Below are 11,814 nucleotides of genomic sequence, written 5' to 3'. Positions count from 1 at the left end.
CATATCCGCAATTGACTTAGTATCAACAGGCATTACGCACTCCGATCGAAGAAACCGGGTTTTTACCAAATCTGCGGGCTGTCACGAAGTATTTTCGTAAAAAACCCGGTTTCTGGGCTCCGGCGCGTCCAAGACTAATCACAAATAAAGTCATAGCGCCCTTCTTTCCGCCTCACTTTTTCGCAGCATCCTATGACGGCGTTTGAACAGCTTTTTGAAGTGCGATCGCCTTTACCTTCCGGCCAAACTCTCCCAAATCCGCTGGCAGTTCCAAGACTTCCCCTCGGTATTTCCCCAAAACCAACTCAGTCACCTTAAAAACAATATGCTGATTAAACTTAAAAGTGTCCCAAAACTTATCCTCATGTTTAATAATCTGAATTTTATGACCGCCAATAAGGTCAAACTCCCTGATAAATCTAAACGATTTTTTCTCTTCCCCAATCGATAGTAAAACGTCGAGTGAGTCAGCTTCCTTTCCTGATTCAACAGCCAAAATTGTTACGTTCATCATCCCGCCCGGTAAACTGCAAACAGAGTCCAGTAATTCAGAAACTCCTCTATATCCATTTTATATTTCGTGCCAGCCCAAGGGTCGCGAATTAATATCTTTTCTTCATCATCAAACCCATCAACAATTATCATGTGACCGATGGTTTTCTCAGATTCCCACAGCATTGCTGCCCATGACCCTGTAGTATTGAGAACCTCAATGAGTTGAATGTCAGATGCCCCGGGAATACTAAGAGAATTTCCTACCCACCGATCGGAAGACGTGGAATTGAGTGCATTAAGTACGCTAGCCAAAACTTGCGGACTTACGGGTACTCCACTTTCCGAAGCGATCGCATACCGATCGATATCATTTACCCCCCGATTCCTAAGCAACATTTCACCGCAAGCAGGCCCGCAAGATAAATTGTCTTGTTGCTGCACAACATTGGCGTCAACTATCTCATCAATAACCCGCCAATTCCCGCCAGCCCCCGAAAGTTCCTGCATTTAACCCGATCGATACACATACATATAATAGCTGATTCTCCCCAAAATCCGATCGCTCACTCCTCCGACTCAGATTCAAAATCCACACGATCGTAAATATCACCCAACAGCATCTCAAACTCCATACAACTCAATTTTAACACCGCATCAGCACCATCATACTCAGACAAAACCCACTTATTATCATCCGTCTTAACAAACTGTTCGACGTGCATCTCGTATTGATCGATCAAAACATACTCTCGAAAAGTAGGAATCATGCGAAAAAGTTTAAACTTGCCACCTCTGTCATAATCCGCCGTCGATTCCGATAAAACCTCAGCCACCATCACCGCATTAGTAATCGTATCTTTCCTACCCTCCGCAAACTCCAACTTCCCGGCCACTAACATCACATCAGGATAAGTACAAACTTGCTTCTGCGGTATCCACAAACGCAAACCTAAAGCAAATAAATGATAATCTCTCTGTTTTTTCAAAGCGAAGTTCAAAGGAGCAATCAAATTACCTACTATCAGGTTGTGATTGGCGGAATCAAGCGCCATTGGTAATATTTGACCGCTATGATATTCACTTTTATACTCTGCTCCCTCTTCTAATTCAAAATACTCGAATGGAGAGTAATAAGGCTGTGCTTTCTCGATTGCTTCGCGTATTTCTGTTAAGGCCGTCATAGTAAATCCTCGGACGATCGTACTTACAATTATATAGTCCTGGACGCGCTACGACCAAAGAAACCGGGTTTTTTACGAAATACTTCGTTGTAGGACGCAGATTGGGAAAAAACCCGGTTTCTGGGCATCATGCCTAAGTTTAATCCAAACTACAGCTCACAAATCCTCATCTTGTGTTTCCATTACCTCTCCTTCAAACTCAAAACCCCGCTCCATACCATCAAAATACTTGTCAAAATTAGGCTTGATCCACAGTGCAGCTTCCCCGTGTCCCAACTCCACAGCTTTATCAATTACCTCCTTCCAATCCCTCAAAGAAAATCCCGTCGCTTCCATCGTCTTGAAACAATCCCAAACAAACTTTGGCACCGATACCGGTGACACCGCATACCTCAACAATTCCTCTGCACCTTCGGGCGAAATAATCACATTATTCTCAACCCAAATCATACCCACATCTTCTTCTCTTTCCCCTTGCCAATTCACTTCGCCTCTCAAAACATAACCCCAAGGTTCAATAAAATTGTTGATAATATACTGCAACCATTCGACATAATCATAAAACTTTTCCATGCCATTCCACTGAATCCCACCGCCGTCAGCAGTCGGAATCCACTGAAACCACAATCCGGGCTGAGTCTTAGGCGGGCGGTTGTAATTAACAACAGAAACTTCGGAATCTTCATCCCATTTTTCATTCACAAAATAGCAGCCTTCTTCGCCCAAAGGCAAACCAACTGCTTCTCTCGCTGGATCGGGAATACTTTGCAAAATCGCCGGATTTCGCTTCATTCGTCTAGTTCGAGAAAACTCCAATAAGTAAATAGCTTCGCTGTCTAATAACCGTTTATTTAAATGAAATATTCCGTCAAATGTTGTAGTGTATCCCATGATTTCGACCTATTTATAAATGTATGGTGTCGAAGTCCAACTCAGAAGAAAGTTTATTATTTGTGGAACGGGCTTCTAGCCCGTTGCTGACATTGGTGCAAAATGTGATTTTCATATATTTCACTATTCTGAAGAACGGGCAAGATGCCCGTTCCACAAGAATATTGAGTTTTTGGGGAACGCCTTCCAACCCTACTTACTCTTGTCCAAAGTCCGCGACTCCAACCAAATAGGAATTGCAATCCAAGCAACTGCTAACAGCAAAGCAAATACCGCAAATTGAGCAGCCCAAGCTACCAATTTCTCTAAAGACACAACTTGTCCCAAGAAGTAGGATAAACTTACCATTACAGATGCCCAGCTTGCAGCACCCAGAACATTGAACAGCGAAAATTTCCAAAAAGGCATTTCTGCAATACCTGCTAGGGGGCTAGCAAAAATTCGCAGCAATGCGATGAAACGACCCAAAAATACGGCTTTAGCTGCATTTTTGCTAAACTGTTCTTTTAAGTCAAACAGTTGTTCTTCTCGAAAGCGGAAAAATTGTCCCAGCTTCAGCAGCAGCGGCCAGCCGCCGTACCTGCCGATCGCATAACCAAAATTTCCCCCCAATGTAGCACCAGCGATCGCACTGCCGAGCACAAACCAGTAATTCAGTTCCCCGCTGCCAGCTAAAAACCCGCCAGCAATCGTAATAGTCTCGCCTGGAAGAGGAACTCCCAGATTTTCCAGCAAAATTCCCAGAAATACTGCCCAGTAGCCGTAATCGCGCGCAAACTGCTGAATAGTCTCTAACGATAAAAACTCAAAAGACATTCGATACTGCCTTCGTAAACTTTTGCAAAGCTCAATACATTTATATATTGGCTCGATTCAGCCAATAGTGCAATCTTTCGCTGTGATGAAAAACACACTGTTGTCGCGATCGCTGGCCCAACTAAAAATTAGCCTTTCAGGCATACTAGAGGAATAGAGAATTGTTGCGGTTGCGTTCCGCGCGATCGCTAGCCAGTTTCCTACTAAATTTATCACAACGGCGATCGCCACCGATTCCCACAAGGGCGATGGCCCATCCTAAAACATACGCGGAAATCCCCTGAGTCTCCTAAGAGAGTCAGCAACTAAACTAACTTATTCATACTTTACGAGCGTAGGATAACTGCTATGGAATCTCCCAACTTCAACCCACCCATCGTCCTTCAACCTCACAACTGCCTCGACTCCCAAGCCGGCAGCCTCCTCCAGCAACAGCTAGCCGAGATTGTGCCCGATCGCCACAAACTCTGGGTAATAGACATGGCCGCCGTAGATTTCATCGACAGTTCCGGGCTCTGTGCCTTAGTCGGCGGACTCAACGCCGCCCGCCACCGGGGATGCCGCCTCGTCATCTGCAACCTCTCAGTTACAGTCAAGCTAATATTTGAAATTACTCAACTCGACCAACTCTTTGAAATCTTCGACAGTTTCGAGCAAGTTATCTCCACTGAAACTCCGGCTTTAGTGGCTTGATTAAAATTAGCTGCCCAGTTCAAAACTCAAGTTTCCCAGAGACTTCAAGCAACCGCAGAGCTAATTTCTATATCATAAATAGGTTGATTTGTCAAGCAATACCAATGACAAACAAATAAATCCGGCACTTGAACGCCGACAGAAGCGATCGCAGGTGCAGCCGGAAAAGGCCAAAGTCGATCGAAACAAATCCTTTCCCCTACGAACCCGAACTGCATCAAATAAGTCGCTGGCGGCGCATTTAAAAGATTCAGCAAGCGGTAAGCCAACTCATACAACTGCTGTCGCCAAACATCCGACAAATGCACCGGTTGAGAGTAACTAAACTCGCCAGACTGCTTAGAAGGTTCCCCACCAATCACCTCAGCATACAGTGGGCCCTTTGCCGTCAACACCACAGGCAGCCAAAAATTGCCACCGCCGACGGGAAAAAGCAACTCCTGGGACACTCGATCGCGCGCTGCCGAAACATTGCTACAAAATCGAAACACCTCTTGAGCCGGAAAAACCAGATTTTCTGGCACATCCAGCGTCAAAGGACAAAAGATCGCCCCACCCGGAGCGATCGCGCCAGAATCGAGTTCAGAAACCCCACAGATATTGACTTCAGTTAAAGGATCAGATTGAGCGATCGCCGCGGAGAGACTTGCGGCCGGATCTTTCTCACCACCCGCCACAATCAAAACCTTAGACATTGCCAAAGCTCGGCATTTGAATTCCCCGATCGTCCGTTTCATCGACGCTCGGCAGATCCAGGCCCTTAGCCTTGCGGCTCCGCACCGCGAGACGGTAAGTTACGCTTTGCAACTCAGTGTGCAACTGGCGGTTTTCCTTTTGCAATTGCTCCAACTTTTCCTTAATCGGATCGAGCCGCTCGGCAAACTTCTGGCGGTAAACCCCCGGCAATTCCTGAACCACCTGTTCTAGCATCCGAGAGCGATCCGTCAATTCTTGCACCGACTGCCGCAGTTGGTAAACCTCAGCATCCCGTTCGGCGATTTGTTCCTGATAAAAACTCACCTGTTCTTCAACAGCTTGGAGTTGTTCCCGCATTGCCTGCATTTGAGCTTGGTGGCGATCGGAAACTTCCGGCGCTGGCACAAAATTAGAATTGCCCTTCACCAGCCGGAAAAGTTCTTGAGACAACTGCTGCACCAATTGGTCGCGCATTTGCAGCTCTTCGGTGAGACGAGATACCTCTGATTGCAATTCTTTGGAGCTTACAAGTTTAGTTTGATTCACGATGACTCTCAGCTTTTGTTATATAATGTGTTTCTCTTTAAAAATATCTTTCCCTTACCGCAGAGGCAAGAGGCACTTCAAAAGTTTTGAACCCCTTCAGCTAAATTGAGCCAGCGGCCCAATGTCAAGGGTAAAGCTCAGTCTAACTCAAATCAGGCATCCACGTCATCACCTTAGTTTCTTGCCATATACACAGGTAAAATCCTAGGTTTTTTGTCAATAAACCAGGTTTCTTAGATTTTTCTCAGAATAGTGCAAGATATCATGTGTAACCGATCGCAGCACAAAGCACTTTGCCAGCTTCGTCCAATGTGCTGCCAAAACAGATAATTCCGTCCTCGTGACCGGCCATCGCCAGAATTTTGCGATCGGCCAAATTCTCCTCCTCAAAAAGTCTAAACATTTCTAAGGCCATCTGGGGAGTGCCGTAAGGTATTTCTTTTCTAGTAGTAGGAATCTTAAACAGCAGTTGCTTCCATAGCTTAGGATTGTGGACGTGAATTATCCCGCTCACATCCTCTCTCTCAAGGTACAGGGCCGCGTGAGTCAGGGACTCCGACGAAGCTTGTACGGGGCCCCGGCAGCCGAGGAAATTTTGTTCTAAGTTAAATTCGGTAACAGTACAGTAGAATTCTGGTCCCAGAGTCTTCAAGTGTGCAGTCTGGGTTCCCGAAATCACGAATTGGCCAGAATTGCCGAGTCTGACGCTGACGTTGCCAAACCCTATGCCATTTTCGTATACGCCAATTAATCCCCAAGAGTGGAGCCGATCGCGCCAGTCCATCAAATCTGCTATGTTGGTGGCCGCTACAGGGCCTGCCTCTTCCCAATCACAGCGGTACTTAACGACTCCTTCATCCATTTTTTTGTCCTATCAGACAGGACTCTGACACGAAAGACATTGCCTAAGCTGAGACTTAATCATCGAAGTTGTCAAGAAGTTGTCAAACAGCTTTTTTTGCCTGCGGCCTTATGTCTCGGTGCATAAGTGCCTTAACTAATCTACATTCCAGTGTCGCCGTAATTAGCTACCGACATTAGCAAAAAGTAAGCTAGGAAAGAAGAACCAATTATTCCCAAAATCATGATTTAGCCTCTAGGTGATTACAAAAGTTCAATATGAAGATGTACGCTTTCCGTCGGGGAGTTTAATTCCAGGCTTTTGCCCGATCAAGTTTCTGATGTGAAACTACATAACATCCCTAAATCGCTTATTGTTCTATACTACAGCATTTATACTGAGTTTATCTCTACCTTAATAAATATTTAAGGATAAAGTACCCATTAATCCGGTAACTTCGGTAAAAAGCAACCGTACATTTACTGATTTTTTATCATTATACATATAATGAAGCAAAAAGCAAGCGGAACACAAAAAATATTTTTTAGCCTGTCTGGGACGAACTGGCACAATCTTCGGGTGCTCTAGGTTAGTCAACACCTCTATCGATCGAGGAATTTTTAGCTCCTGGGCATCCTACAAGCTAAGAAACCGGGTTGAGGGCAGGGCTGTTTCATTCTCTTGTAGGGGCAGCAAAGAGTGGCTGCCCCAATCTCTGAAACACGAGCGCAAATCGTGGATGGGGAGGGTAGGCAAAGAAAGGCACGACAAGAGTCAAAATCATCGTTTTCCGTAGGGGCAATCCGACCCCTACTCCCCGTGGTTGCCCCGAAACTGCTGGCCTGGGGTTGAGCGTAATATCATGTCGGGTAAAATCACCGCAACGCCAGCTCGCGTTGGCGGGTTCACCAAAATCTGTAGTGTAGTATAAGTTATAGATCCCGTAAAGCCGCGCCCACCTAGAGGGGGATAGTCGATCGACCGAACCTGATATAAGTCCTATTAACTGAGATGTTGCACCATTCTCAATTAGTCTTTTATGAACAGGCTTTTCGGCCTGTTCCACAACATATAAATTTTCTTGTGGAACAGGCCGAAAAGCCTGTTGCTGACAATGGTGCAAGATATCAGATTAAGAAAAAAACAAGCCGATCGAGCTGTCAGGGCCCGATCGGCTAAATTTTTCTGTAAAGCGCGATCGCCCCAGCCCTTTAAATGTGGAAGTGATACAAAATGCTGCCGTCGTCTTTAATTTCGCAATTGGCATTAAAAACTTCAGCTTGTTGGTTCAAAAAACGCTGAGCCACATCCGGCGACAGCCGCGTTTCCATCGCAAACCGCACCAGAGTTATTTCGCCCCGGCCTTCTTTGATCAGTCGGTACAAAGCACTTTGGAGCCTTTCGCTCTCTTCTCGCTGAAAAGCTGCTTTGTACCTCCAATCCGCCACCGAAGGAATCAAACCGCGGCTGACCAAAATTGCCAACAGCAAGCCAATTCCCAAAATCAGAGGCACTGTCGGATCGCTCGTAGGCGTCGCCACAATTTGCGGCACTGTAGCGGCGGCCAAACTGCTAACCATTTCTTTTTCCGACGCTTGCGTATCCGCCATTGCAAGCTGAGTTTTGTTGTAAAAGTCTTGCTGAAGCTTCATTTGCTGCAACAGGCGAGCGCGCTCTCTTTCGTATTGGTCGAGTTTTTGCTGAGCTTGTTTCAGGTCTTGAGTGACTTGTGCCAAGCGTTGGTTGAGGGACTGATTGACTGATTGCCACCGATATCTGTTAATCAGGCGGCTTTTTTCAACCATGCCCTTCATCAACATATCCGCCGTTTGGATTGCTTGCTCCTGATCGAGCGAGCGATACCCAACCACAATTTCTAGGGGTTGTTCCGGCTTAGAAATTTTGACACTAGCATTTTGTCGAACTTGCTGGGGCGACAGCTTAACTGCATCTGCCACTGCTTTGACAACATTATCTGCTAGGAGAACCTCCGGGGTGAGTTGCTCTCCCTGCTTGAGAATTGTCGTGCCCGTGGTCGAAAATTTGACTGGCGGATTATTAGAAGTGAGAGTGCCTTGAGCCATGAATCCGGGGGGCGGGGCGAGGCGGTAGGCCAGGGCGCCTGAAATACCCATAATTACAGCAAAACTGCCTAGGGCAATCCATCTGTATTGATTTGCTGAAGATCTAAAACGTAAATTTCCCATTTTGATAGTCAAGTCATAACATTCGCTTGCCGCAGCTACTGCCAAACGCCAGAGCGATCGTTTGTTTCTGGTTAGTCAAATTGACTGCTGAAAATTTTCTCAGTTTGTACCTAAAAGCTATTAGCTTTTGAGATTTGTCAATATTCATGAGCCCAAAAAACCGATCGCGCTTTTATTTGATCCGAGCTATAACTTCAGTTTTTGTCCTTAATAATTAATCTGTAACAAGGCTTCTGGAAGTCTACTGGCCTCAGACTAGCACTCAGGCGTGCGAGATCCTCGCCTCCCCGTGTTTGTTGACATTCAAAACTGTCTCCTTTTCACCCTTGGCAATCCTCCAATTATCTTACGTCTTGGCGTCTTGCGGACGCGGTTGAAGAATAAAAAAAACCTTAAATACTGTGCCTAAAAACTTAACAAGCAAGAATTATACCATGCAGTTAAGAGTTTGCTGCATATTAAAAAAAATTGTGGATCGGGGCGCGAGACCTGATCCACATATTCACATAACAATTATGGTTTGATCGGTTGATGGTTCGATCGATCTCACAAGGGCGAATGTTCAGAAGCCGATCGGCAAAATAAGACCCTCGCGGGCCATGACAGCCTTCGGAAAAGCGATTTGCACGTCTTCGGCGATGCGATCGAGAAAATCGTCAGTATGAGCCGGATCATGGTGAAAAATCACCACTCGTTTCACCCGGGCCTCCTTAGCCATTCTCACCGCTTCCTGCCAAGTCGAGTGTCCCCAACCCACCTTCGGAGACTTGGGGTTGTGATATTCCTCGTCTGTGTACATCGCATCGTAAATCAGCACGTCAGCGTCGAGGGCTAAATTGTAGACATTCTCATCTAGTCGATCGGGAAAATGCTCAGTATCCGAACAATAAACAACAGATCGTCCCTGCCAACTGACCCGATATCCCATAGCAGTATTAGGGTGATTCAGAGAACCCGTCCTAATCTCAATATCGTCCAGCATCATCGTCTGGTTGTGATTGAGTTCGTAAAAATTCAAATCTGCCTGCAAACCCATCAGCGGCACCGGCGAATTCGAGTGGAGCACCCGTTCAACGAAGTGCCTTTTCATGCAATCTCCATCCGGCGGAGTCGCCCCGTAAATATCAAAGCTATTGCCCCGGATGAAAGCTGGGGCGAACAGCGGGAAACCTTGAATGTGATCCCAGTGATAGTGAGTAAAAAACATATAAGCTTGCACAGGCATTTCTTGCACCAACTGGTCTCCCAGCATCCGCAAGCCTGTTCCGCCGTCAAAAATCAAGCGTTTGCCAGCGACTCGCATTTCCAAACAAGAAGTATTGCCGCCGTAGCGAACAGTTTCCTGTCCGGGTGTCGGAACACTGCCCCGCACGCCCCAGAACTGTACGACAAAATCATCTATACCTTTTATTGATTCGGAGGGTTGAGGGCAATCAACGGGAGTTGCCGCTACAGAGGACAAGCTGATTTCCATTTTAAAATTCAGGCTTTAAGGTTCCACATTGTCCGTGATGGCGCAGCAGATGATCGCACAACACTAAAGCTACCATCGCTTCCACCATTGGCACAGCTCTTGGCAAAACACAAGGGTCATGCCGTCCCTTGGCAGCCAGCAGCGTTTCTTCGCCTTCTCGGGTAACGGTGCGCTGCTGCTGGCGAATTGTCGCAGTCGGCTTGAATGCCGCCCGCAAAATGATATTTTCGCCGTTAGCAATCCCACCCTGAATTCCACCAGAGCGATTCGTCACTGTACGAATTACACCCTTATCATCAGTATAGTATTCATCATTATGTTCGCTGCCTTTGAGCAGAGTCCCGGCAAACCCGGAACCTATTTCAAAGCCTTTGCTGGCGGGCAAGGACATGATGGCTTTGGCCAAGTCGGCTTCGAGTTTGTCGAATACGGGCATTCCCAGCCCTTTGGGTACATGGCGGGCGACGCATTCGACTACACCGCCGATCGAATCTCCGCTGTCGCGAACTTTTTCGATCAGTTCAATCATTCTTTCGGCACATTCGGCATCTGGACAGCGGACGATGTTGCTTTCTACTTGTTCTAAGGTAACAGTGTCCGGGTCGGCGACACATTCTAAGTCTTTGATGCGTTTGACGTAGCCGACTATTTCGACTCCTGCTGCTTGTTTGAGAATTTTTTTAGCGATCGCCCCTGCTGCTACTCTACCTATTGTCTCTCTCGCCGAACTGCGACCTCCACCTTGCCAGTTACGAATTCCGTACTTAGCATCGTAGGTAGCATCAGCGTGGGAGGGGCGGTAAGTTGTCGCCATTTCGCCGTAATCTTGGGGGCGAGTGTCTTGATTGCGGACTAAAATGGCGATCGGCGTTCCCAAAGTTTTGCCTTCAAACACCCCCGACAGAATTTCGCAGGTATCTGCTTCTTTGCGGGGCGTAGTAATTTTGCTTTGGCCAGGGCGACGGCGATCGAGTTCGGCTTGAATTTCCGATGCGTCGATCGACACCAGGGGCGGGCAACCGTCAATTACTACTCCCACACCGCCGCCGTGAGATTCCCCAAATGTCGATATCCGAAATAAATGCCCAAATGTGTTCCCCATGATGCTTTAGCCTGACACCTAATAATTTTTAGCTTAAATGGAATAGAGATTTACTGTATTTATGAAAAATATACCATTTGACGAGTAGGCGACAGGCGATCGCCCCACAGCATCACTCCCTTCCCAGTATAAAAATATCTCCGAGGGAGATGGGGAGAGGGAGATGGCGAGAGAGGGAGATAAAAAAATATTCCTTCTTCCTTCTTCCTTCTTCCTTCTTCCTTCTTCCTTCTTCTTCCTTCTTTAGTCTTCGTGTTCTTCAAAAGGATCTCTCAATTCCTTAGAAGGGGGACCGAAAGCGGTGTAGATCGAGAATCCGGTGATTGCCACCAGACACACGCCCAGTGAAATGCCGAGAACTGCTGCGGGTTCCATATTTTTGATCGATTATGAGTGCTCCACTCTATAATATTACAAAAAATAACAATCCGTCTGAAAGTCTCGTGATTTTAGGCGCTGTACGGTATGGCAGCCAACCGCCACTCCCCGTTTTCCGAGTCCCCCCTGCAGCATTTCTGAGAAATTGCGATCGCAATTAGCGGTAGAAATATGTCAAACTTTTCTGTAGAGATTCATTGCAGGTGACTTATGGCACAACGGACTTGGTTAGGAGATATACTCAAACCCCTTAACTCGGAATACGGCAAGGTAGCCCCCGGCTGGGGCACCACGCTGTTGATGAGCGTGTTCATTGGACTGTTTTTCGTGTTCTTGTTGATTATTTTGCAAATCTACAACTCTTCTCTGATTCTGGAGAGTGTGGATATGGACTGGTCGAGTCTCGGCCGCTAAAAATTGATCACAAAACAGTAAGGCTAAAAGTAAAAGCTGAGGGTTGAGGAGAAAGGGCAAAAGCTAAGTTTTCCCGTTTT

Annotated in this window: 16 protein-coding genes; 2 read left to right on the top strand and 14 right to left on the bottom strand. The window is 46.6% G+C overall.

Features of this window, described 5'->3' with window-relative positions; translation table 11 throughout:
• Nucleotides 1-22 precede the first annotated feature (22 nt).
• The 6 genes from QUB24_RS25190 to QUB24_RS25165 form a co-directional block, all read right to left on the bottom strand.
• Nucleotides 23-154, bottom strand: coding sequence for a hypothetical protein (locus QUB24_RS25190; protein WP_333156324.1), 132 nt, complete (start codon nucleotides 152-154; stop codon nucleotides 23-25).
• Between the two features lie 36 nt (nucleotides 155-190).
• On the bottom strand, nucleotides 191-514 hold the full coding sequence (locus QUB24_RS25185) for a hypothetical protein (protein WP_333156323.1): 324 nt from the start codon (nucleotides 512-514) through the stop codon (nucleotides 191-193).
• Nucleotides 511-1,002: a papain-like cysteine protease family protein gene (locus QUB24_RS25180; protein WP_333156322.1), complete on the bottom strand. Its 492-nt coding sequence runs from the start codon at nucleotides 1,000-1,002 to the stop codon at nucleotides 511-513. Before QUB24_RS25180 ends, QUB24_RS25185 begins: the two co-directional genes overlap by 4 nt.
• A gap of 56 nt (nucleotides 1,003-1,058) precedes the next feature.
• The gene (locus QUB24_RS25175; protein ID WP_333156320.1) at nucleotides 1,059-1,676 is read right to left on the bottom strand and encodes a Uma2 family endonuclease; all 618 of its coding nucleotides are present in this window, start codon (nucleotides 1,674-1,676) and stop codon (nucleotides 1,059-1,061) included.
• Between the two features lie 156 nt (nucleotides 1,677-1,832).
• Nucleotides 1,833-2,567 carry a hypothetical protein gene (locus QUB24_RS25170; protein ID WP_333156319.1) on the bottom strand — a complete coding sequence of 245 codons (735 nt, stop codon included), beginning with the start codon at nucleotides 2,565-2,567 and terminating at the stop codon, nucleotides 1,833-1,835.
• A gap of 192 nt (nucleotides 2,568-2,759) precedes the next feature.
• Entirely contained in the window at nucleotides 2,760-3,383 is a 624-nt protein-coding gene (locus QUB24_RS25165) for a DedA family protein (protein ID WP_333156317.1), read from the bottom strand.
• A 348-nt stretch (nucleotides 3,384-3,731) separates the two neighbouring features.
• On the opposite strand from QUB24_RS25165, the gene QUB24_RS25160 reads away from it, so the two are divergent.
• Nucleotides 3,732-4,076 (top strand): STAS domain-containing protein, encoded by a 345-nt coding sequence (locus tag QUB24_RS25160; RefSeq protein WP_333156315.1) that lies wholly within the window; start codon nucleotides 3,732-3,734, stop codon nucleotides 4,074-4,076.
• A gap of 44 nt (nucleotides 4,077-4,120) precedes the next feature.
• Here the strand turns inward: QUB24_RS25160 and QUB24_RS25155 are convergent, their stop codons facing one another.
• The 8 genes from QUB24_RS25155 to psbN all read right to left on the bottom strand — a co-directional run bounded on the left by QUB24_RS25155 (nucleotide 4,121) and on the right by psbN (nucleotide 11,317).
• Nucleotides 4,121-4,771: a hypothetical protein gene (locus QUB24_RS25155; protein ID WP_333156314.1), complete on the bottom strand. Its 651-nt coding sequence runs from the start codon at nucleotides 4,769-4,771 to the stop codon at nucleotides 4,121-4,123.
• On the bottom strand, nucleotides 4,764-5,318 hold the full coding sequence (locus tag QUB24_RS25150) for an Npun_F5560 family protein (RefSeq protein ID WP_333156313.1): 555 nt from the start codon (nucleotides 5,316-5,318) through the stop codon (nucleotides 4,764-4,766). The genes QUB24_RS25155 and QUB24_RS25150 overlap by 8 nt, the downstream gene beginning before the upstream one ends.
• A gap of 262 nt (nucleotides 5,319-5,580) precedes the next feature.
• Nucleotides 5,581-6,180, bottom strand: a complete 600-nt coding sequence (locus tag QUB24_RS25145; protein WP_333156312.1) for a class II aldolase/adducin family protein — start codon at nucleotides 6,178-6,180, stop codon at nucleotides 5,581-5,583.
• A gap of 1,190 nt (nucleotides 6,181-7,370) precedes the next feature.
• Nucleotides 7,371-8,294 carry a hypothetical protein gene (locus tag QUB24_RS25140; RefSeq protein WP_333156311.1) on the bottom strand — a complete coding sequence of 308 codons (924 nt, stop codon included), beginning with the start codon at nucleotides 8,292-8,294 and terminating at the stop codon, nucleotides 7,371-7,373.
• A 634-nt stretch (nucleotides 8,295-8,928) separates the two neighbouring features.
• The gene (locus QUB24_RS25135) at nucleotides 8,929-9,840 is read right to left on the bottom strand and encodes an MBL fold metallo-hydrolase (protein WP_333156309.1); all 912 of its coding nucleotides are present in this window, start codon (nucleotides 9,838-9,840) and stop codon (nucleotides 8,929-8,931) included.
• 1 nt (nucleotide 9,841) lies between these two features.
• Nucleotides 9,842-10,942 (bottom strand): chorismate synthase, encoded by a 1,101-nt coding sequence (aroC, locus tag QUB24_RS25130; RefSeq protein WP_333156308.1) that lies wholly within the window; start codon nucleotides 10,940-10,942, stop codon nucleotides 9,842-9,844.
• Nucleotides 10,943-11,001: 59 nt separating this feature from the next.
• Nucleotides 11,002-11,205: a hypothetical protein gene (locus QUB24_RS25125; protein ID WP_333156306.1), complete on the bottom strand. Its 204-nt coding sequence runs from the start codon at nucleotides 11,203-11,205 to the stop codon at nucleotides 11,002-11,004.
• Entirely contained in the window at nucleotides 11,186-11,317 is a 132-nt protein-coding gene (gene psbN, locus QUB24_RS25120; RefSeq protein ID WP_006633693.1) for a photosystem II reaction center protein PsbN, read from the bottom strand. The genes QUB24_RS25125 and psbN overlap by 20 nt, the downstream gene beginning before the upstream one ends.
• 213 nt (nucleotides 11,318-11,530) lie before the next feature.
• Here psbN and psbH point away from each other — a divergent pair, with 213 nt between their 5' ends.
• On the top strand, nucleotides 11,531-11,734 hold the full coding sequence (gene psbH, locus QUB24_RS25115) for a photosystem II reaction center phosphoprotein PsbH (RefSeq protein WP_015176007.1): 204 nt from the start codon (nucleotides 11,531-11,533) through the stop codon (nucleotides 11,732-11,734).
• Nucleotides 11,735-11,814 lie beyond the last annotated feature (80 nt).

This window comes from Microcoleus sp. B9-D4 (genome assembly GCF_036705105.1).
Classification (GTDB): Bacteria; Cyanobacteriota; Cyanobacteriia; order Cyanobacteriales; family Microcoleaceae; genus Microcoleus.
Note: the sequence above shows the minus strand (reverse complement) of the source record. Positions and strands in the feature narration are given on the sequence as shown.

Excerpts from the sequence above, each read along its gene's own strand:
- psbH (WP_015176007.1), top strand. The coding sequence starts at position 11,531 with ATGGCACAACGGACTTGGTTAGGAGATATACTCAAACCCCTTAACTCG.
- QUB24_RS25155 (WP_333156314.1), bottom strand. The coding sequence starts at position 4,771 with ATGTCTAAGGTTTTGATTGTGGCGGGTGGTGAGAAAGATCCGGCCGCA.
- QUB24_RS25160 (WP_333156315.1), top strand. The coding sequence starts at position 3,732 with ATGGAATCTCCCAACTTCAACCCACCCATCGTCCTTCAACCTCACAAC.
- aroC (WP_333156308.1), bottom strand. The coding sequence starts at position 10,942 with ATGGGGAACACATTTGGGCATTTATTTCGGATATCGACATTTGGGGAA.
- QUB24_RS25175 (WP_333156320.1), bottom strand. The coding sequence starts at position 1,676 with ATGACGGCCTTAACAGAAATACGCGAAGCAATCGAGAAAGCACAGCCT.
- QUB24_RS25145 (WP_333156312.1), bottom strand. The coding sequence starts at position 6,180 with ATGGATGAAGGAGTCGTTAAGTACCGCTGTGATTGGGAAGAGGCAGGC.
- psbN (WP_006633693.1), bottom strand. The coding sequence starts at position 11,317 with ATGGAACCCGCAGCAGTTCTCGGCATTTCACTGGGCGTGTGTCTGGTG.
- QUB24_RS25190 (WP_333156324.1), bottom strand. The coding sequence starts at position 154 with ATGACTTTATTTGTGATTAGTCTTGGACGCGCCGGAGCCCAGAAACCG.
- QUB24_RS25165 (WP_333156317.1), bottom strand. The coding sequence starts at position 3,383 with ATGTCTTTTGAGTTTTTATCGTTAGAGACTATTCAGCAGTTTGCGCGC.
- QUB24_RS25180 (WP_333156322.1), bottom strand. The coding sequence starts at position 1,002 with ATGCAGGAACTTTCGGGGGCTGGCGGGAATTGGCGGGTTATTGATGAG.
- QUB24_RS25140 (WP_333156311.1), bottom strand. The coding sequence starts at position 8,294 with ATGGGTATTTCAGGCGCCCTGGCCTACCGCCTCGCCCCGCCCCCCGGA.
- QUB24_RS25135 (WP_333156309.1), bottom strand. The coding sequence starts at position 9,840 with ATGGAAATCAGCTTGTCCTCTGTAGCGGCAACTCCCGTTGATTGCCCT.
- QUB24_RS25185 (WP_333156323.1), bottom strand. The coding sequence starts at position 514 with ATGATGAACGTAACAATTTTGGCTGTTGAATCAGGAAAGGAAGCTGAC.
- QUB24_RS25170 (WP_333156319.1), bottom strand. The coding sequence starts at position 2,567 with ATGGGATACACTACAACATTTGACGGAATATTTCATTTAAATAAACGG.